This window comes from Bacteroides sp. RTP21281st1_H5_RTP21281_210402, from assembly GCF_040918965.1.
In the GTDB taxonomy this organism is placed as follows: domain Bacteria; phylum Bacteroidota; class Bacteroidia; order Bacteroidales; family Bacteroidaceae; genus Bacteroides; species Bacteroides congonensis.
Window position 1 is genome coordinate 49,436 of record NZ_JBCOWR010000011.1, and the last position, 21,568, is coordinate 71,003.

Below are 21,568 nucleotides of genomic sequence, written 5' to 3' on the forward strand. Positions count from 1 at the left end.
GATGAAGAAAATACTTTTACTATTACTCATTTTTGTATCCGGTTGCACGGGTGTAGTTGCGCAACAGTTTGATTATGGCAAGATAGCGCCTCATCCCCGGTTGTTATTGCCGGCGGAAGGAGAAGAAGCCATCAGGAAAGCCATTGCGGAGTATCCCCCGTTGGCCACTGTTCACCAGCGGATCATGGAACTTTGCGACCGGACACTTACGGAACCACCTGTGGAACGTATCAAGGAGGGCAAACGCCTGCTGGCGATTTCGCGCATCGCATTGAAGCGTATCTATTACCTCTCATACGCTTACCGTATGACGGGAGATAAGAAATATGCTCACCGTGCGGAACAGGAGATGTTGGCCGTCAGTCGTTTCACCGACTGGAACCCCACTCATTTCCTGGATGTGGGTGAGATGGTAATGGCATTGGCTATCGGTTATGACTGGCTGTACGATTCTTTGCAGCCCGACACCCGCCGGGTAGTGCGCGAAGCAATCATCGCGAAAGGCTTCGACGCGGCAAAGAACACCCGTCATGCCTGGTTCTATACAGCTAAGAACAACTGGAATTCCGTATGTAATAGTGGATTGGCGTATGGCGCGCTGGCTCTTTTTGAAGAGATCCCGGAAGTATCGAAAGGCATCATAGAGAAATGCATGGAGACAAATCCGAAAGCGATGGTAGGTTATGGCCCCGACGGAGGTTATCCCGAAGGATTCGGATATTGGGGGTACGGGACAAGTTTTCAGGTAATGCTCATTGCTGCGCTCGAAAGTGCTTTCGGCACAGACAATGGGCTCTCCCAAGCCCCCGGTTTCATGGAGTCTGCCCGTTTCATGCAGTATATGACGGCTCCGGGCGGAGATTGTTTCTGTTTCTCGGACTCTCCGGTAGAGGCGGAGTGCAACATGATGATGTTTTGGTTTGCAGGCAAAGCGAAAGACCTTTCCCTGTTGTGGATCGAACGTCAGTATCTCGACCGGCCGGATATGCCGTTTGCCGAAGACCGTTTACTGCCCAGCCTGATGGTGTTCTGTTCGCAGCTCGATTTGAAGCATATCGGCAAGCCGAAGAAAAACTTTTGGTTCAGTCGAGGAGATACGCCTGTGTTTATCTACCGTGGCGGATGGGACAGCAAGGAAGATACCTATCTGGGAGTGAAAGGCGGTTCGCCTTCTACCTCTCATGCCCACATGGATGCCGGTTCGTTTATCTTTGAGAGAGACGGAGTGCGTTGGGCGATGGACTTGGGTATGCAGAGTTACATCACGCTCGAAAGTAAGGGAGTAGACCTGTGGAATATGTCGCAGAACGGACAACGCTGGGAAGTATTCCGACTAAGCAATATCGCTCACAACACCCTGACGATTAACGGCGAACGCCATTTGGTAAAGAGTAATGCTCCGATCACCCGTACTTTCGAGTCGAAGAAACAGAAAGGGGCGGAAGTAGACCTGTCGAGTGTGTTTGCCAACAGCGTGAAGAAAGTCGTCCGCACCGTGATATTGGATCAGAAAGACCATCTGGAAGTAACCGACCGGTTGGAGACGGGGGACAAGGAAGCTGCCGTATCCTGGATAATGGTCACTCCGGCGGAAGCCAAAATAACGGGCAAGAACCGGATGGAATTAACCAAAGACGGACAACGGATGCTATTGACGGTAGATGCCGATACGGAAGTAGAAATGAAAACCTGGTCGAACGTGCCCCCGCATGAATATGATTTCCGCAATCCGGGAACCATCCGCGTGGGTTTTGAGACGGTGATTCCTACCAATCGTGCTTCGCAACTGAAAGTACGACTTATTCCTTTGAAGTAGTAATACAAATAAATTCATTGAACCATGAAAACGATTCTTTTTAAAACAATCATCATAGCTTTCTTTGTAGGAACAGCCGTTAGTTGTTCCGATGAAGATGAGAACAGATTCCGTCCGGGATCTACCCATGAGAAACCGAATCCCACGGAGCCGGAGGGCGGACTGGATTATTCCAAACTGACCGCGGACAATCATCCCCGCCTGTTGATGAACGCCGAGGCCTTCACTGCGTTGAAAGCCAAAGTGGATGCCAATTCGAGTGCCAATCTGACCTTGCTCCATAATACCATTATGGGAGTGTGCAACAGCAAAGGGATGAACGCCACGGCACTGACTTATAAATTGGATGCCAGCAACAAACGTATCCTCGATGTGTCTCGCGATGCGTTACTGCGTATTTTCACCTGCGCTTATGCCTACCGGATGACCGGCGATGCCAAATACCTGACTAAAGCGGAAACGGATATCAACGCTGTCTGCAACTTTCCCGACTGGAACTCAAAACGCCACTTTCTCGATGTAGGCGAAATGGCTACGGCTGTTGCGTTCGGCTACGACTGGCTCTACAACGAACTAAGCGCAGCCACCCGTACAAAAGCGGCCAACGCATTGTTGAAGTTTGCCTTCCAACAAGCGCAGAACAAGAACTGGAACCTCAACTTCTATGAAGCCACCAACAACTGGAACCAGGTTTGCAATGGCGGACTGGTCTGTGCGGCACTGGCTTCCTATGAAAACAATCCTTCCGAAGCAAAGGACATGATTGGAAAGGCGTTGGAATCCAACAAACCTGCATTGGAAGTGATGTATTCTCCTGACGGCAACTATCCGGAGGGCAGCGGTTACTGGTGTTACGGCACGCTCTATCAGGTATTGATGCTTGCCGCCCTCAACAGTACGCTCGGTACGGATAACGGGCTTTCCGATACACCGGGATTCTCCAAGACGGCAGAATATATGCTGTATATGACAGGCTTGAACAGCAAGTTCTTTAATTATTCTGACTGTGCTCCCTCCTCTACCGCGGCATTGGCTTCGTGGTGGTTTGCCGATAAATACAGTAATCCATCCTTATTATATAATGAACTGAAAATGCTGAAGAACGGTGAATACGCTTCTTGTGCCGAAAACCGCCTGTTGCCGATGATTATGGCGTTTGCCAATAATCTGAATCTGGACGCAATCTCCGCTCCTTCCAATAAACTATGGAGTGGAAAAGGGGAAACGCCCGTGGTGATGGTACATACCGACTGGACGTACACCGATACGGATAAATACCTCGGAATCAAAGGTGGCAAGGCAGGTTCGAGCCACGGACACATGGATGCCGGTTCGTTTGTGTACGACGCGTATGGAGTGCGCTGGTCAATGGATTTCGGTCTGCAAAGTTATACAACGCTCGAGTCGAAATTGGCAGCTTTGGGTGGTAATCTTTGGGATATGGGACAGAACTCGATGCGTTGGGATGTATTCCGCTTGAATAACTTGAATCATAGCACGATTTCAATTAATGACGCCCGTCACCGGGTAAATGGGGCGGCTACGCTGACTACTACTATCAATACCGCTACGGAATTGGGAGCCATTTTCGATCTGACTGAAGTAGTGTCCGATCAGGCGGCGTCCGCTACCCGTACCGTGAAAATCGTGAACGATAAAGATTTAGTAGTCATGGATGAGATCAAGGCGAGAACAGATAAATCCGCCAAAGTGCGCTGGTGTATGGTAACGCCTGCCGTTCCGACGGTGGAAAGTAACCGCATCGTACTAACGAACGGAAGCAAAGTGATGTATCTCACAGCCAGCGGAAGCGTGAAGCCTACCTACAAGCAATGGAGTACTACCAGCGAGAACTCTTATGACCAGGCTAATCCGGGCACCTATATGGTCGGCTTTGAAGCAACGGTCACCGCCAATCAGACCGCTACATTTACCACAACCCTGTCCCCTAAATAAAAAAGAATGGAACGTATGAGAATCCTATTAATATCTATACTCGGACTTTTGACATTGGCCTCCTGCACGAAGCAGGAGCCGATGGAGGCGTTGATTGACCGTGTATTTACCGTTGCAGAGCAACAATACACGGCTATGGACACCCGCCTGACACAAAAGACACTTCCCCGCACGCTCTCTGCCGACGGTGAGTTTGTTCCCTCGAATATCTATTGGTGGTGCAGCGGCTTCTATCCCGGTTCCCTTTGGTATATCTACGAATATACCCGGAAGGACGCAGTGAAAACACTGGCCGAGAAGAACACGCTGAAACTCGACTCTATACAATACGTGACCAGAGATCATGATGTCGGTTTCCAGTTGAATTGCAGTTATGGCAATGCTTTCCGGCTGACAGGTAATGAGGCTTATAAACAAGTGCTCTATCAGGGCGCCAAATCCTTGTCAACCCGTTTCAATCCTACTGCCGGTGTGATCCGTAGCTGGGACTTTGTACGCAAAGGCTGCGACTGGAAGTTTCCGGTGATTATTGACAATATGATGAACCTTGAACTGCTGTTGTCCATGTCGAAAGCCTACGCCGACGACTCTTTGCAGAACATTGCCTGTACGCATGCCAATACCACTATCCAGCATCACTTCCGGGATGATTATTCCACCTATCATCTGGTGGATTATGAACCTGAAACGGGTGCGGTGCGCGGCAAGCAAACGGTGCAGGGCTTCTCGGACGATTCCTCCTGGAGTCGCGGACAGGCATGGGCCTTGTATAGCTATACGATGATGTTCCGCCTGACGGGGTATCAGAATTATCTGTTGCAAGCAGGGCATATCGCTGATATGCTGCTCCGCCGTCTACCTGCCGACGGTATTCCTTACTGGGATTTCGACGCTCCGGTAGAAGAGCAGACCTATCGGGATGCTTCCGCTGCGGCTATCATGGCCTCCGCCTTTATCGAACTAAGCCGTTATATCCCCGGCACGGAAGCCAAGGAATCTTATCTTGCCATGGCAGAAAAGCAACTCCGTACGCTTGCCTCGAAAGAGTATCTGGCAGAACCGGGTACGAACGAATGTTTCATCCTGAAGCACAGCGTGGGTGCACTTCCTGATAAAAGCGAAGTGGATGTCCCCCTGACGTATGCCGATTATTACTTTTTAGAAGCATTGCTACGGTATAAGAATCTACAAAAATAAAACTAATACAATATGATTATGAAGAACTTACATATAAGCATGGCATTTATCTTCGTATTACTGCTGATAACTGCCTCCTGTTCGGACAAGGATGATTCGGCTCCGCGTGTCATTCCCACTATGAACCTGACAGTTTCGGAGATTGCGGACAATACGGCTCTGATTACTTCCGAGCAGCAAACAGGTACTACGTTCGGAGCGAAAGTCATTGAATTCTATCCGGTGGCCGACATTGGCTTTGATTATAACATTGAAGTGAAGCTAGTGAAATTCGTAGAAGAGAACGGAGAACCCGTATCCCTACCTTATACGCGCAAAATCACCGAAGGATTACGTCCGGGAGTGAATTACATCAGTGCGATCATCGCCTATAATGCCGAAGGACGTGCCGTGTGTTCCGCTTTCCAGACTTGGAAAGCTTCAGGAACGGAAGGAGCATGGAGTGACGGCGGTTCTGCCGGTGATCTGGAAGAGAATAAATGGTAAAAATGGTGTAACTCAAAAGAATGAATGGTATGAAAAATAGATTATTTGCAATAGGTGCAATGATTCTCATGATGACAAGTTGCACGCAGGACGAACTTATTTCGTCCGATAACGGCAAAGAACCGGCAACGGCAGGTTCATGTCTGACGTTGGTTGGACTCTCGTCTCCGCAGACACGTGTTTCTATCGGTGACAAAACAGGGGATGTTTATCCGGTGCTTTGGAGCGAAGGGGATGCCTTGGGTGTTTTCTCCCGTACGGCAGGGACCGACATCAATAATGTGCAGTCTTTATTGAGTGATGAGTCGATCGGGCAGAACTCCGGCGTCTTTACTTCGGACGATGTGAAGATGGCGGAAGAAGGAGCTACGGAACTTCTTATTTACTATCCTTACCGGGCAAGTACGGAACTGGCCGAAAATGGCAACAAGATAACTTCTACCCTGTCTGTTGAGCAGGAACAAAGCCGTCCCGGCGATAGCCATCATATTGGAAAGTATGGTTTTGCGTTTGCCAAGGCTACGGTCAGCAGTCCGGATATGCTTGCTAAATTTACGTTGAACCATGCGATGGCTTATGTGAAGTTCAGCATCTCGTCCCAGGAGCTTTCTACGTACAAGCTCAAGAGTGTTTCTTTATATGACAAGGAGACAAAAACTCCTCTTTCCGGTGTATTCACAGCAGATTTGGATACGGACGAACTGACCTACGGTACGGATGTGAAACCGTATGCCACTGTTTCACTGACTACTCCCGAACTGCTCGCTTCCGCACAGGATATATACCTGACTACATATCCTGCCGATTTAAGCGGCAAAGAAGTGTACATTGTCATCACTCTGGAGAATGACCAGCAGACTGTTACAATTCCTATTCTCAAAGAAGGAAAGCAACTGAAAGCCAATGCTGTCAATACGATTGCTGTCAACAACCTGAAACTTTCGGATAATTCCTGCGAATGGTACGAGCCGGTAGAGACACGTTTGTTGGCAGGAGGATGGGCTTATGGCGAGTCCAACTGTCTGTTGACGAATATTTCTACCAGTGGCGTGAGCAATACGATGAGCGTGAAAGCACGTGGTAACTTTATGGAAGTGGAAGAGCCCAAGTATGCAAAGACTATATTTAATTGTGATTTGAACAATGATCATAAAATGGTATATGTAAATGGATCTGCTACAGATTTCTCTCCTATTGCTAATGATTATACCATTACGGTTAATGCCTATAAAGTGAGTGGAGGATATGATGGTGGTTGTGGACAGGTGGCCATTTATGGAAATGACCAGTCTACTATATTATGGAGTTTTATTGTGTGGATGACTCCCACTCCGGCAGAACATATATATGGAAATACCGGTTATATTGTTCAGGATCGTAATTTGGGTACTTATATGACCGGTGAAGGAGATAACTGGAAGGCAAACGGTGTTTATTTCCAATGGGGACGTCCTACTCCGTTTGGGTGGGGAGCAAAAGGTTATTATTCTATGCCTACCGAAGCTACGAGCGTTCGCTTCTCCATTGAGAATCCTCGCTATTTGCTTTATACTGCAACGGTCGATAATACGAAATCCGACTGGTATTTGGGGGCATGGACAGGTGCACGTACTGACCGGAAAGATGACTTCTGGGGAAATCCGAATGAATCAAACACTTATAATAATCCGTCTGATGGTCATAAATCTATTTATGACCCTTGCCCAAAAGGATATCGTGTTGTATCTCCGGGGGTATTGACAGAGGTAGAGAAGAGTGGAGAATATGTGAAACTGTCAAGTATTGGAGTGATAAGATATTGTTATGACGGTACAAACTATTCCTATTGGCCATTGGCCGGTGCTCGTTGGGGTTCTAATCCTTCGGACCGTACTTCTAACAATTCTACAACTGCGGCTTGTTACTGGTCAAATTCACCCGCAACGAGCTATGGAAACGATAAAGATCAGGGAGGAAGTACAATCTATTACAAGGCAGCGGATAAAACTTGGACTCATACCGCCGGTCGTTCTCATGCATTCTCTGTACGCTGTATGAAAGATACCGAGAATCGTTAGGCTTATGGGTCTGTATGAGGAAATAGAGTTTTCCATCTCTGTTCCATTTTTAAGATTCAGAAGAAAACCGGAATAAGATAAAAGGACCTAATAGAAGAAAAAGTGCATATTCAGTTGCAAGAATATGCGCTTTTTCTTTTTATATTGCATTTATTTCCTTGAAATATGCAATATATGGTGTCACTAAACCATCGGTTTGGTGTAATCAAAGCTTCGGTTTGTTTAAAACAAACGCTCTCTTTGGTATAAACAAACCGTCGGTTCCTTTTAAAGGAAGCGAAACTGGGTTTTGGGAGAGCAGAATTAGAGCTGGTTTGCCTTTCTTTTCTGTTGGTTTGTAAATAGCAATCTGATATGTGTCTGATAATATAGTGGCTTTTTATACTTTTAAAAGGTCTGCTTTACTGCAATTTGTCTAGCAATAATAGACGTTTGGTATCGATTGCAAATTGTGCTGTTTTAAATTGCAGGCGTTTTTTCTGATTCAGAAGAGAGGAGCTCGAATTATGAGGCACAGAATAGATAAATTATGCGTTTCTTCATATTGGCACTTTTTTCTATATGCTAAACGTTTTGAAGATGTGGTTTGTGTTCATATCTTGAATTACTTCCAACTTAAAAAGAAGAATGTACTATTTATATGTAAATTCACCATATATAGTGAATTTACTTGCTTTTGTACTAAAAAGATTTTTCTAACATAAGAATCTATTCTTTTTGTCATTCTTCTTTTCTGCTCCGATAATTGGCCGGTGATGTTCCCAAATGTAAGCGTGCGGGAATTTCGCCGAGTGCGGTGCTCGATGCGGTGGGCAGTTATTGCGTTGCCGCTTCGGTCAGTTACGGGCTCGAACAATATCTGGGTGGCTATTACTCCGTATGGCTTACCTTCGCCAATTTTCTGATTGTCTTTCTCCTGTTGAGGGCGATGTATAAGTGCGGATTATTTTTAAAGGTCTGATGAAATGGTGATTGGTTAAGTAGGCTATATATAGCGTGCGTGTTGGATCTATATGTCCAACACGCAGTTCATATATGCCGTACACGTTGGATCTATATGTCCAATATGTACGGCATATATCTATTGTAAATAGCTGATAAACAGTGCTATTCTATGATGTTTTTCGCCCTTTCCAACGCTACATTGATATTCGGACAAATATTATCTTTACCCAATAGCTCATAAAAACCGGATTTCTCCAGTACTTGGTGTACCTTGTCGTTTACTCCGGAAAGGATGACAGTCGTCTTTTCTTTCTGTGACATTTCACAAAGTACGGTCAAGTTATGAATACCTGTGGAGTCAATAAACGGAACTTTCCGCATACGGATGATACGTACCTTCGGACGGTCACCCAGTTGCGCCATGGTTTCTTCAAACTTGGTAGCGATACCGAAGAAATAAGGGCCGTTGATTTCGTACACCTCTACCCCTTTAGGGACAATGAGATTTTCTTCGTGTACGGCAATGTCTGATTCCTTGTTCGGGTCAATCTCGTCGGTAATCACCGAAATCTCGGTAGTTTCCATTACACGTTTCATAAAGAGCACGCAGGCAATGACTAATCCTACTTCGATGGCAACGGTCAAATCGAAGATAACCGTAAGGAAGAAAGTGATAAGCAGGACGGTGACGTCTGATTTCGGGTTTTTCAATAAAGCCTTGAATACACGCCAGCCACTCATATTATAGGATACAATGACTAGCACCCCGGCAAGACATGCCATCGGGATATATTGTGCCAACGGCATCAGGAAAAGCAGAATCAGAAGCAGTACGATTGCATGGATAATTCCGGCTATCGGCGTCTTGCCACCGTTGTTGATATTCGTCATGGTACGGGCGATGGCTCCGGTAGCGGGAATACCGCCGAACAAGGGAGCTACGATATTTGCCGCGCCTTGTGCAATAAGTTCCGTGTTGGAGTCGTGACGGTCGCCAATCACACCATCGGCTACGGTAGCGGACAGTAATGATTCGATAGCGCCCAACACGGCAATAGTGATAGCCACCGGAAACAATTCCCTGATAGCTTCCCAGTCCAAAGCAGGCACGACAGCATCGGGCAGTTCGGATTTAATCGTAAAACGGTCGCCTATCGTCTGGATGCAGTCGATTCCACCGAAAGTTTTCATCAGATAAACGGCAGCGGTGACAACGACAATCGCTATCAGTGAACCGGGAATTTTCTTTGAAAACTTCGGGGTAATGGCGATGATAATAATGCTGACAATACTTACAATGGTGTTCCACCAGTTGATGGTGTCGAAATGACGGAAATAAATCATCCACTTCCCGACAAAATCTCCCGGAACTTTCTCGTCTCCGAAAGACAAGCCGAAGATATCAGCAATCTGGGTAGTGAAAATGGTGACGGCGATACCGCTGGTAAATCCGACAATAATAGGATAAGGGATGAACTTGATGACTGCCCCGAGTTTGAATACTCCTAATAGTACAAGAAGCACACCTGCCATAAGCGTTGCTACAATCAGTCCGGCTTCGCCATACTGCTGTATGATGCCGTAGATGATGACGATGAACGCTCCGGTCGGCCCGCCGATCTGGACTTTGCTGCCCCCCATCAGGGAGATGATAAATCCGGCAATGATAGCGGTGATAATACCTTTCTCGGGTGATACCCCCGAAGCGATACCGAAAGCGATAGCCAATGGAAGTGCCACGATACCTACGATGATACCGGCCATCAGATCCGCCATAAACGTTTCTTTCGAATAATTCTTTAGACAAGAAACCAGTTTGGGTTTAAATTCAAATAGCTTCATTTTTATAAGTTGTTATACGTGTTATCCGTCTTTTTTGCAAAGTAGAGGTTGCAAAATTATATAAAATAATCGAAATAAGTATGTTATCCAGCATATTATTTGTCTGTTGATAGATTTCATCAATGATCCGATAGTTTTTATTCATAAAGAAAAGGTGGTTTATTGTGAACAATTCGCTTATATTTGCGTTGTAAATAGTACGACAAGTTACGTTTGGTATCACCAATTTTAAAAATATATATAGATTATGGCTAAGAGCATTAAAGGAACTCAGACAGAGAAGAATCTGCTGACTTCATTCGCAGGAGAATCACAGGCAAGAATGCGTTACACTTATTTCGCAAGTGTGGCTAAAAAAGAAGGTTACGAACAAATTTCCGCCATTTTCACTGAAACGGCCGATCAGGAAAAAGAACATGCAAAACGTATGTTCAAGTTCCTCGAAGGCGGTATGGTAGAAATTACTGCAAGCTATCCCGCTGGTGTAATCGGCACTACACTCGAAAATCTTCGCGCTGCCGCAGCAGGTGAACATGAAGAATGGTCACTGGATTATCCTCATTTCGCAGATGTGGCAGAACAGGAAGGTTTCCCGATGATCGCTGCTATGTACCGCAATATCTCCATCGCTGAAAAAGGCCACGAAGAAAGATATCTGGCTTTCGTGAACAACATCGAAAATATGACTGTATTCGCTAAGGAAGGCGAAGTGGTATGGCAATGCCGTAACTGCGGTTATATTGAAATCGGTAAGGAAGCTCCTGAAGTTTGTCCGGCATGTCTGCATCCGCAAGCATACTTCGAGGTGAAGAAAGAAAACTATTAATCCACGTCCACGGATTAATCAGATAAAGAAAATGCCGCTTGCAATCATTTGCAGGCGGCATTTCCTTTTTTATTTCTTTGCGTGCGGATAATCAATCGTATAATGCAATCCGCGGCTTTCCTTGCGTTCCATTGCCTGACGCATAATCAGATAGCCTACATTGACCATATTACGCAATTCGCAGATTTCTTTGGAAGCGACACTGCGTTTGAACAGGCTTTCAGTCTCTTCGTAGATAATATCCAGTCTGTCCCAGGCACGTTTCAGACGGAGGTCGCTGCGGACAATACCCACATAGCTACTCATAATCTGATTTACTTCCTTCATACTCTGTGTAATAAGTATCATTTCTTCCGGAGAACGAGTCCCTTCGTCATTCCATTCGGGAATATCTTCGTTGTAGGTATATTGTTCAACGGTTTCCAGACAGTGCTTGGCGGCGGCATCGGCATAGACCACTGCTTCAATCAATGAGTTCGAAGCCAGGCGGTTACCACCGTGCAGTCCGGTGCAGGAGCACTCTCCTACTGCGTAAAGGCGTTCGATGGACGACTGTCCGTTCAGGTCTACGAGGATACCGCCACAGAGATAGTGGGCAGCCGGAGCTACCGGGATATATTCTTTGGTGATGTCAATACCCAGACTTAGGCATTTCTCGTAGATATTCGGGAAATGTTTCTTTGTTTCTTCCGGGTCTTTGTGGGTAACGTCCAGATATACATGGTCGTCTCCACGGTTCTTCATCTCATTGTCGATGGCACGTGCTACGATGTCACGCGGAGCGAGTGAAAGACGCGGGTCGTATTTCTGCATGAACTCCTTGCCGTCCATGGTGCGGAGTACGCCGCCGTAACCGCGCATCGCTTCCGTTATCAGGAAAGAAGGGCGGTCGCCCGGATGATACAGTGCGGTAGGGTGGAACTGGACAAACTCCATATCCTTCACCGTACCTTTGGCACGGTAAACCATGGCGATACCGTCTCCTGTAGCCACTAACGGATTGGTAGTCGTCTGATAGACAGCCCCTACTCCGCCGGTGGCCATCAGAGTCACTTTAGCGAGATAGGTATCTACCTTTCCGGTTTTCGGGTCGAGGATATAAGCACCATAACATTTGATGTCCGGTGTCTGACGGGTAACGGTTACCCCCAGATGATGTTGTGTAAGGATTTCAACGGCAAACTGGTTTTCAATCACCGTGATATTGGGATGCCGTTGTACGGCTTTAATCAGGCTGTCCTGGATTTCCGCTCCCGTATTGTCTTTGTGATGAAGGATGCGGAACTCAGAGTGTCCCCCTTCGCGGTGCAGGTCAAATTCGCCTTTCTCATTCTTGTCGAAGTCTACGCCCCACTTAATCAGTTCTTCAATCTGTGCGGGAGCTTCGCGCACTACCTTTTCCACTGCGGCACGGTCACTGATCCAGTCTCCGGCAATCATCGTGTCTTCAATGTGTTTGTCGAAATTGTCTACCAGCAGGTTGGTGACGGACGCCACTCCCCCTTGTGCGAAGTACGTATTGGCCTCTTCCAGCCCGCTTTTACAGATAAGAGCAACTTTACCTTTGTGCGCCACTTTCAGCGCAAAACTCATACCGGCAATTCCGGAGCCGATGACGAGGAAATCGAATTTTCTTACCATAGTTTTGTTATTTCTCACCGCAAAGCTACAAAATAAGTTACTTCGTTGTACTTTTCGTTGTCACTAATTCATAAAATTGCTACCTTGCAGGCAAAAATCTGACAAAATGAATCGAATTTTCCATGCCCGTATTGCCTGGTACCAGTATTTCCTGCTGGTGGTGCTTACCGTGAATGTCGCCGGCGCCCTGTGGTGTAAATATATCTTGCCGGCAGTATTGCTGATACTTATGCTGATTATTGTAATCGAACAGATTATCCATACGGTCTATACGATTACTCCCGATGGAATTCTGGAAATATCCACCGGACGCTTTATCCGTAAGAAAGTAATTCCTGTTTCCGGGATTACTGCTATAAAAAAGTGCCATTCCATGAAGTTCGGCCGCTTCTCGGTGACCGAATATGTGTTGATAGAATACGGAAAAGGTAAATTTGTATCTGTGATGCCTGTCAAAGAACGGGAATTTGTCGGACTGCTCGAAAAGAGAATCAAGGCAATATCCCTCGAAGAGAACAAATAACAACGAAAATACTAACTGATTACATACTATGAAACATCAAGTAATTATTATTGGCGGCGGCCCTGCAGGATATACAGCCGCCGAAGCTGCCGGCAAAGCCGGTTTGAGCGTATTGCTTATCGAGAAAAACAATTTGGGTGGCGTATGCCTGAACGAAGGGTGTATTCCGACAAAGACATTGTTGTATTCGGCAAAGACTTATGATAGCGCCAGACATGCATCGAAATATGCCGTGAATATATCCGAAGTCTCCTTTGACTTATCTAAGATTATAGCCCGCAAAAGTAAAGTAGTGCGCAAACTGGTATTGGGAGTAAAAGCCAAACTGACTTCCAACAATGTCGTGATCGTGTCGGGAGAAGCGCAAATCATAGATAAAAATACAGTCCGCTGCGGTGAAGAAACTTATGAAGGCGAAAACCTGATACTCTGCACCGGTTCGGAAACTTTTATTCCGCCTATTCCGGGAGTAGAAACGGTGAATTACTGGACACACCGGGATGCGTTGGATAATAAGGAACTGCCTGCCTCTCTGGCGATTGTCGGCGGTGGAGTGATAGGGATGGAATTCGCTTCTTTCTTCAATAGTTTGGGAGTGCAGGTGACGGTAATCGAAATGCTGGATGAGATTCTGGGTGGAATGGATAAGGAACTTTCAGCCCAGTTGCGTGCGGATTATGCCAAACGGGGTATTAGATTCCTGCTTGGTACGAAAGTTGTTGGCCTGTCGCAAACGGAAGAGGGAGCTGTCGTCTCTTATGAGAATGCGGAAGGAAGTGCCAGTGTTGTTACGGAGAAGTTGCTGATGAGTGTCGGCCGTCGTCCGGTAACGAAAGGTTTCGGACTCGAAAACCTGAATTTGGAAAGGACAGAGCGTGGCACTATCAAAGTGAACGGGAAAATGCAGACTTCCATCCCCAATGTCTACGTTTGCGGTGACCTGACAGGTTTCTCCCTGCTGGCTCATACAGCCGTCCGCGAAGCGGAAGTTGCCGTACATTCTATTCTCGGAAAGGAAGACGCAATGAGTTATCGTGCCATTCCGGGCGTTGTCTATACCAATCCGGAGATTGCGGGAGTGGGCGAAACGGAAGAGTCGGCCTCAGCAAAAGGTATTGATTATAAGGTAATAAAGCTCCCGATGGCTTATTCCGGCCGTTTTGTGGCGGAGAATGAAGGAGTGAACGGCGTCTGCAAGGTTTTGCTGGACGAACAGGAACGGGTGATTGGTGCACATGTGTTGGGCAATCCGGCTTCGGAGATAATAACCCTCGCGGGAACTGCCATTGAGCTCGGATTGACGGCGACGCAATGGAAGAAGATTGTTTTCCCTCATCCTACGGTGGGTGAGATATTCCGGGAAGCGTTATAGGAACAGGATGACTGAACTGTTGTTTCTGAAAATGGGATTTTTACTAAACGGAGGCGCAGTGAGCGATGGCGCAGTTGTCTGAAACATAATTTTAATTGATTTTTAGATATGGGAAAGGACTGCTTCGAATAATGAGGCAGTCCTTTCAGTTTTATATAAGGAAATGATATTTTCTTATCAAGTAACTTATTCCTTTTTCATTTCAATCCTCTTTCCATCCGCCTGTACGGCATAGAATTTAGTTGTTCCGTCAATAACAACTGTTGAAGGAATTGAGTAAGAAAGGAAGTTGAAGAAATATAGCAGTTCTCCGTTTTCATTATCTTTCCGTATTTCGAATGCTACGGCTTGTGTACCATTATTTACAGTAATATTGTTTCCCGACAGGCTATAAGTCGGAGTGCCTGTAATCTTCACGTTGTCTTTGAATTGTGAATAATGTCCGACATCGCCTACTTGATAACTCTCAATGCCGACATCACCGTTCTTGCGGTCTTCCAGATAACAGATAGGCGGTACTTTCTTAGGGAAGGTTGCCATATACTCTTTAGTTTGGTTTATCAATGGTTGGCTAACCATATACATAGTTTTCCCATATTGTTCATATTCTGGAATAAAGACCTCTCTGAAGAATCCCCACCTTTCAAAAAACTCCGTCATATCCATATTGGCCACTGTGCAAACCGCTTTGGCATATTGCATTTGTGCAGTTCCGGGGGCAGTGGCAGCAAGAGGATTGGCACGTAAATATTTGAAAAGTTTAGGGAAGAAATCCGGCATATTACCTAGACGGTGGAAATAGTTCCATAGTTGCCACTGCATGCGCATATGAAGTTCAGTATCTTCATTCTGGTGAGTTGCAGTCCCTAATAATGCCCAAGGTTGCTTCTGAAGATAAGACTCTGCCAGTTTGCTTATTTCCAATCCGCGTGAACAGTACTTGCCGAGCTTGTACAATACATAATTGGAAAATATATTATTACTTGACTCCGTGCAGCTTGGCCAGTTGATAGCACCTTGGTGAATATGCCCTATCTCATGAGCAGGGCCCCAAACGTTATCTTTTTTATCCATAACATTCTCTTTCAGTAGAATATCCCCCAATTTTGTATATACAAAAGCTATACGGTCTTCCGAGGCCCACATATAAGCTCCTTCGGGTGAGATAGCAAATATATGATTATTGAAGAAGTTGGGACGTACATCTTCGATTCCCATGAGTTCCTGTTCCCAGCCGATAATATCGTTCCAGAGGTGGATAGCTGATAATATTTTATTTTTCACTACTTCCTGCAGTTTCTCACGATGGAAGTAGAGGATAATCTTATCTCCGCGTATCCCGAAATATTTGTCGGTTGCCTTGGAGAGCAGTTCTGCGTATTTCATGTCCGTTTTATGTTCTGCGAGGTCGAAAAAACCGGAGACTTTTCCACTGCCTATCGGGATATGTATTTTGATAGGTTCGGGGTGAGAAGTAAGGTCACAGTTATACATGACAAACAGTTGCCCCCTGTTTTTCATCTTTAGTTTGTTGATTCCGGACTTGAGGATATAATAATCTCCCGAAGCGGCAGTCTGCGGATATTCATGATCTTCTAGAAAGCTGGTTTTCTCTTCTCCTATACATTGTATAGAAATGTCGTGTCCGTGAGTGTCTCCGACAAGGACAACTACTTCATCATCCTTTTCCACTGCGATTCCCGTCAGGTTGTCAAGGTTGCTGTAACGTTTGGTCATCAGTTTTTCCGCCCATTTGGCAGGTTCGCTGTACGCTTCGTATTCACGAATCCGGAAATCTTTTTCCCATTCACTGTACGCATTATGTTGTATGGCACGGGCAAGGTCGATAAAAAAGTTATCTCCCAATGCCTGAATATCCTGTTCGGTGACGCCTTCTTTCACTTCCGTGCAGGTGATGTCCTTGAATACTTTCAGCAATTTGTCCTCTTGCGTGTTGTTGGTATTTCCCTGGAAAAAATGCATCTCATCGCAGCTTGCAAAACCACCTCTACCGTTATGGACAACGAATTTGACAGCCGTCGCCTTTATTGCTTCATTGAAAGTCACTTTTGAAGGATTGTTTTGCTCTTTGAAGTCGTAACTTCCTTGCAGAGTATAATCACTTTCTTGGGGATTATTGGTGATAGCAGTGTAAATGTCTACTTTCCCGAAGTTTCCGTTTCCACTGCGGGTATAGTAGATGAGATAGTTGATTGGTTCATCTTCTGTGAAAAAGTACTCTAGTATGACAGGAAATTTAGTATTTCCTGTTCCAAAAGGACTGTGGTAATTGGAAGATTCTTCATAGCTTGTTCCAGTAGTAAATTTGCCATCCATGGATTTATCAATGTCGTATCCCGGTTGGTATTGGTTGGCTTTCCCGCTGGCAGGATGTATCTGTATGTCTCCTTCCACTGTGATGTCATACAGTCCGAACTGGCGTACTGTAATTACATAATCTTGAACGGAAGAAGTTACCTTTATCTGTGCGGTACGTGCCTCATCGGCGGTATTTTCTTCTATGTTGATACTGATGAATGGTTCACCGGTAACCAAAGCCTTTTCGGCTTTCAACCATTTTTCTGTCGATTCTACCTGCCACTTTGATTCAGTGAGTGTGGTGTTGACAGGGATTTCAATCGTATTGACGCCTTTATCCACGACTTTTTCTATATCTTCGGCAGCAATTTCAAAAATGGAGAATGTTTTTTCTTCGTTGTCTTTACAGGATACTAGCAGACAGGCGGTAATGAAGCCGAATATGATGGGTAATATAATTTGTTTTGTTTTCATAATTATTGGATTATTAGATTGACAAATGGCAATATGCCATTATGTCAATCAATATATAAAGATAAATATTATAACAATGCTTTTATCATTGCCGACAGTTCTTCCACTGTCTCTTCATTGGAACCGGAGAAACCGACAGGTTTGAACCGTATATTTCCTTCCTTGTCTATAATGAACTTAGCCGGGATTCCTTTGGCCTTATAGCTCTCTATAACAGGAAATTTATTAGTGTTCGGGTCTTTCACGTCAAATACTACATTGAAAGTAAATCCTTTATCATTCATATATTTACGTACGGTTTCCAGAGGATTCTTTTTACTTTCGAGTGTATTGATGAAAAGGAATACCACCTCTTTATTGTCTGCAAAACGGTTGATTGTCTCCTGCATGGCGGGGAAAGATGCTTTGCAGGGACCGCACCATGTAGCCCAAAAGTCAAGTACTACCACCTTCCCTTTCAGGCTTGCCAGTGAGACTTCCTTTCCGTCCATATTGTGAAGCGTAAAGAGCGGAGCAGGTTCGTTCACCATATTCTGCACGAGCTTTTCCTGTAAAGCATTGTGGAATTCCGATTTCAATTCATCCAAATATTGCTCGAATCCTTTTTCCTTACCGTTTTTCCGGGTATATGCCTGCTTCAGCCAGTCTATTTGTTGCGGAGTAGCTTTTCCCATGCGGACAAAGGTTTCCAGTATAGGGGTTGCTTCACTGAATTTCTTTTCAAAGACGAGCGTTGTGGCGTAGCAATTATTGATAGTATAATCCTGCTTATTACTGGATTCGTATATTTGTTTGGCGTAAGGAACCGCTTCTTGTATACGATTGTCTTTTACCAATGCTTCTACATAAGCAGTGAGAATTTGATTGAGTTTGTGCTTCTCCTCTTTGGGAAGCGTATCTTCATCTTTTCCTTCGGTGGTCATCTTGATAGCTCTATTCAGCAATTCTGCTGCCATTTCAAAACTGCCATTCTCTAAACGATTGAATCCGGAGATAGCCAATACATCACGTTTGAATGGCGAATCCGGAATATTAGCCATATAACCTTCGGCTTTTTCCCGATTGCCTTCCGCATAAAATGCCTCTATGGTAAATGACATCATCATATTCACCATCGGGTAAGCAAAGTCCGCTTTTTCTTTCTTCACTTGTGCCATGAACTTCTTCAGCATTTCTTCTTTTTGTGCTGCGGTATCAGCGTTTCTTAGTGCCATCATAGCGGCTGTCGCTTCTTCTTTTGTCAGTGTGCCGGATTCCTCTTTATTCAACAATTTCAGTAGTTGCTGATATAGTTTGGGATCTGAAGGACGTTTGGCGAAAGCATCCACAATCTTTCCCTGTTGGTCGATAATGACGATGCGGGGAACGGAACGGATTCCGTAATGTTTCGCTATTTCAGACTTGAATCCGTTGGGTACGTTGAGTTGCAAAGTCGCTCCGTTTTTGTCTTTCACAAGTTCTTTCCACGCTTTGAGCAACTGTTCTCCGGTGTCGAGTGACAAAGTGAAGAACTGAATGTTCTCCCCTTTCATCTTCTCCGCCAGTTTCTCCATATAGGGCATTTCAGCTTTGCAAGGGATGCAGCCGCTGAACCAGAAATCGAGCACTGACACTTTTCCTGCATAGTCGGCGGAAGAGTAAGTCTTTCCGTCAATGTCATTGGCGGTAAATACAGGTGCCGTATTTCCACGGGTGATGTTGCTGTATCGTGCTTTTATTTCGTTATACTGTTTTTCCAGTTGGGCCAGTTCCTGAAGGAATGTTTTGCTATGCGTAGGTACGGATGATTTTGCGACAGACAGATATGTCGGAAAATCATCGGAATAACCTGCTTTCAAGATTTGTCTCAGATAACGAATCAGGAAAGCGGTTTTCACTTCATTATTGGATATTCTTGCTGTATATTGGGCGAGAAAGTTTGTCGGGTCGGGTTGCCATTCGCCCTTCTTTTCTAATATTTCCATTGATTCGCGCATCACAGTAAACCATTTGGGATAATATAGCAATGCAGCATCTTCATATCGGTTCTTTCTTACGTCATCGTAATAATTTGCCGGTAAATTCACTTCCTTTTTCATAAACATGCGCATCAGGTCCGGTCCCTTCAGCAGTTGATTGAGAAATGAATATTGATAATAGTACCCGTGTATGTGCTTGAATTCATCAGGTAAATCCGATGCTTTCAGTGCGTCAATTGACTCTGCAAGCATTTTATGCTGGAATTCCAGCCACTCGGTGGAGTATGTGGCTATATTTTCAGGGATTTTGAAAATGGAAGAATGCTGTTGAATGAACTGATTGATTGCGGCATTGTCCCCTTCGAAAGATATTTCCCCGTTTTTCTCCTTGATACGGCTTGTTGAACCGGGAGTGACGAATACAGTTGCCATATTGCTATTGGAGCCCATATAATAGTAATAGGCAGGTTCATCCAGTTGTAGGGTTATCGTCTCCCCCGGCTTCACTTCCTGATAGCCGTAGAGCGTATCACTTTCGCTCTGGAAATAGATTTTCTTTCCGTTGGTTTCTGCTTTGAAAGTGATATGTGCTGCTTTATTGTCGGAAGATAAAGCGAACCCCTCTGTATATGTGAACATACAGAGAAGTGTTGCTATGAATAGAGTGAATGTTTTCATTATTTGCTGTTTTGTATTAAGTTACTGTTTTGCATGGCAGATACAGGGAACGGGAATGTCAACAGGTGCGAATCTGGTTTGAGAGTATATGTCTTTCCGTCCACTTCCCGTGTCAATGTCTCGTTGAATTCCGTACAGAAACGGCGCATGTCAAAGAAACTGTTGCTGGTGAACAATAGTTCGCGTTTACGCTCTTCACGAACAATTCTCATGGCATCGTCTGCATCAGTAGCGGTGAGATCGGTATAATATTTGGTGATAATCCGGTTTTTGCGCACGTCGTTTACGTACTCCATGGCGTTCTCCTTGTCACCTTTGCGGGCATAACATTCTGCTGCCATCAGATATGCTTCGGAAAGCTTGATTCCGGCAGGATTCCAGTGGTAGAATGCGCCGAAATTCAACATAATACTTCCGGGTTCGGCAGTGGGTCTGGTGGGGGTTGATCCTAAATTGAAGGTATATCGTAAGTCGCTCTTTGGTATATATAGGTCCATGACCGGCTTGCGTACCATACTGGGAGAAGGGTCAAACTGAGTTTGTCCATTCTGGGAAAAAAGATTTTCAGGATCTTCATACGGATGGGTGAAATACATTGCCTGGACGGACATACGGAACATGGAAAACATGGGCATTCCATATTCTATCATCGTTTCCGGCAATTTGAGAGTTTGTACCGCATAATTGACCGCTGCCTGATATTCCGTATTCATGTTCCATAATTTGTGGCGTCCTTCACTTTCCGCTTCCTTGATACAGTCCAGTGAAGCTTGAAGTGCTTCATCGAATTCTCTTTTAAAGAGATGTACTTTGGCTTTCAGTGCATAACCGAACGACTTGTCGGGACGGAATGTATTCAAGGCTATGTGCGGAAGATCGGGCAAAGCTTCTTCAATGTCGCGTTGAATCAGGGCATAAGCGTCAGCTACAGTAGATTGCACTCCTTCTGCTTCCATATCAAAGTCTTCGCGAAGGATGATTCCCCGGTCTTGGGCTGCTGTTTCCGGATTGTAGGGTTTTGCGAATGTATTGATGAGGTAGAAATAAGAATAAGCACGCATAATCTTAGCCTGTGCCATGCCATAGCGCTTTTCGTCATCACTTCCTTCAGATTTGTTGATATTCTGGATAATAATATTGAAATTTGATATCTTTCTATAACATACGGTGTACATATCGTTACTTCCGGTGGCTGTCATGTAGGAAGCGCGGTCAAAATCTTCATTCCAGTAGAATGCGGCTGAAGTGAGCGGTGAGGAATAATTCTCAAGTAGCTCCATATTATAAGAAGTGGCCTCCCCACATAGATACCATTCTGCCTGAATGGGATATCCGTAAATGTCTTCGATTAATCCTAGATAGTCGCTGGTCTGGTTGAGCACGGACTCTCCTTTAGGGACGATGTCCAGATAGTTGTCACAGGCACTTAGGCTGACTGCTGCGGCTATACAGCCTATAATAATATTTTGTTTCATACT

General features: G+C 45.2%; 13 protein-coding genes and 1 pseudogene. 9 read left to right on the forward strand and 5 right to left on the reverse strand.

The window, feature by feature from the left end; translation table 11 throughout:
• The first annotated feature begins 1 nt into the window (after nt 1).
• The 6 genes and pseudogenes from AB5443_RS16200 to AB5443_RS16225 all read left to right on the forward strand — a co-directional run.
• The gene (locus AB5443_RS16200; protein WP_277130020.1) at nt 2-1,816 is read left to right on the forward strand and encodes a heparinase II/III family protein; all 1,815 of its coding nucleotides are present in this window, start codon (nt 2-4) and stop codon (nt 1,814-1,816) included.
• A 24-nt stretch (nt 1,817-1,840) separates the two neighbouring features.
• Nucleotides 1,841-3,772, forward strand: coding sequence for a heparinase II/III family protein (locus AB5443_RS16205; protein WP_277130018.1), 1,932 nt, complete (start codon nt 1,841-1,843; stop codon nt 3,770-3,772).
• Nucleotides 3,773-3,787: 15 nt separating this feature from the next.
• Nucleotides 3,788-4,969 (forward strand): glycoside hydrolase family 88 protein, encoded by a 1,182-nt coding sequence (locus AB5443_RS16210; protein ID WP_277130016.1) that lies wholly within the window; start codon nt 3,788-3,790, stop codon nt 4,967-4,969.
• A 12-nt stretch (nt 4,970-4,981) separates the two neighbouring features.
• Nucleotides 4,982-5,455, forward strand: a complete 474-nt coding sequence (locus AB5443_RS16215) for a hypothetical protein (protein WP_277130014.1) — start codon at nt 4,982-4,984, stop codon at nt 5,453-5,455.
• 29 nt (nt 5,456-5,484) lie between these two features.
• Entirely contained in the window at nt 5,485-7,512 is a 2,028-nt protein-coding gene (locus AB5443_RS16220; protein ID WP_195407718.1) for a hypothetical protein, read from the forward strand.
• A gap of 820 nt (nt 7,513-8,332) precedes the next feature.
• Nucleotides 8,333-8,473 (forward strand): annotated as a pseudogene (locus AB5443_RS16225) (DUF5009 domain-containing protein); the annotation flags it as partial.
• Nucleotides 8,474-8,619: 146 nt separating this feature from the next.
• On the opposite strand, the gene AB5443_RS16230 reads toward AB5443_RS16225, so the two are convergent.
• A complete protein-coding gene (locus tag AB5443_RS16230) occupies nt 8,620-10,299 on the reverse strand; it encodes a SulP family inorganic anion transporter (protein WP_195407719.1) in 1,680 nt (559 codons plus the stop codon).
• A 247-nt stretch (nt 10,300-10,546) separates the two neighbouring features.
• On the opposite strand from AB5443_RS16230, the gene rbr reads away from it, so the two are divergent.
• Complete coding sequence (gene rbr, locus AB5443_RS16235; RefSeq protein ID WP_022138411.1) at nt 10,547-11,125, forward strand: rubrerythrin; 579 nt, start codon at nt 10,547-10,549, stop codon at nt 11,123-11,125.
• 69 nt (nt 11,126-11,194) lie between these two features.
• Here rbr and nadB read toward each other — a convergent pair whose 3' ends face one another.
• Nucleotides 11,195-12,766, reverse strand: a complete 1,572-nt coding sequence (gene nadB, locus AB5443_RS16240; RefSeq protein WP_277130012.1) for an L-aspartate oxidase — start codon at nt 12,764-12,766, stop codon at nt 11,195-11,197.
• A gap of 106 nt (nt 12,767-12,872) precedes the next feature.
• Between nadB and AB5443_RS16245 the strand changes: the two genes are divergently transcribed.
• Nucleotides 12,873-13,289, forward strand: coding sequence for a PH domain-containing protein (locus AB5443_RS16245; RefSeq protein ID WP_195662049.1), 417 nt, complete (start codon nt 12,873-12,875; stop codon nt 13,287-13,289).
• Nucleotides 13,290-13,317: 28 nt separating this feature from the next.
• A complete protein-coding gene (lpdA, locus tag AB5443_RS16250; RefSeq protein ID WP_277130011.1) occupies nt 13,318-14,661 on the forward strand; it encodes a dihydrolipoyl dehydrogenase in 1,344 nt (447 codons plus the stop codon).
• A 186-nt stretch (nt 14,662-14,847) separates the two neighbouring features.
• Here lpdA and AB5443_RS16255 read toward each other — a convergent pair whose 3' ends face one another.
• The 3 genes from AB5443_RS16255 to AB5443_RS16265 all read right to left on the reverse strand — a co-directional run bounded on the left by AB5443_RS16255 (nt 14,848) and on the right by AB5443_RS16265 (nt 21,565).
• Complete coding sequence (locus AB5443_RS16255) at nt 14,848-17,454, reverse strand: M60 family metallopeptidase (protein ID WP_022138407.1); 2,607 nt, start codon at nt 17,452-17,454, stop codon at nt 14,848-14,850.
• 68 nt (nt 17,455-17,522) lie between these two features.
• Nucleotides 17,523-20,051 carry a TlpA family protein disulfide reductase gene (locus AB5443_RS16260; RefSeq protein ID WP_368119623.1) on the reverse strand — a complete coding sequence of 843 codons (2,529 nt, stop codon included), beginning with the start codon at nt 20,049-20,051 and terminating at the stop codon, nt 17,523-17,525.
• 38 nt (nt 20,052-20,089) lie between these two features.
• Nucleotides 20,090-21,565 carry a RagB/SusD family nutrient uptake outer membrane protein gene (locus AB5443_RS16265; protein ID WP_195662045.1) on the reverse strand — a complete coding sequence of 492 codons (1,476 nt, stop codon included), beginning with the start codon at nt 21,563-21,565 and terminating at the stop codon, nt 20,090-20,092.
• Nucleotides 21,566-21,568 lie beyond the last annotated feature (3 nt).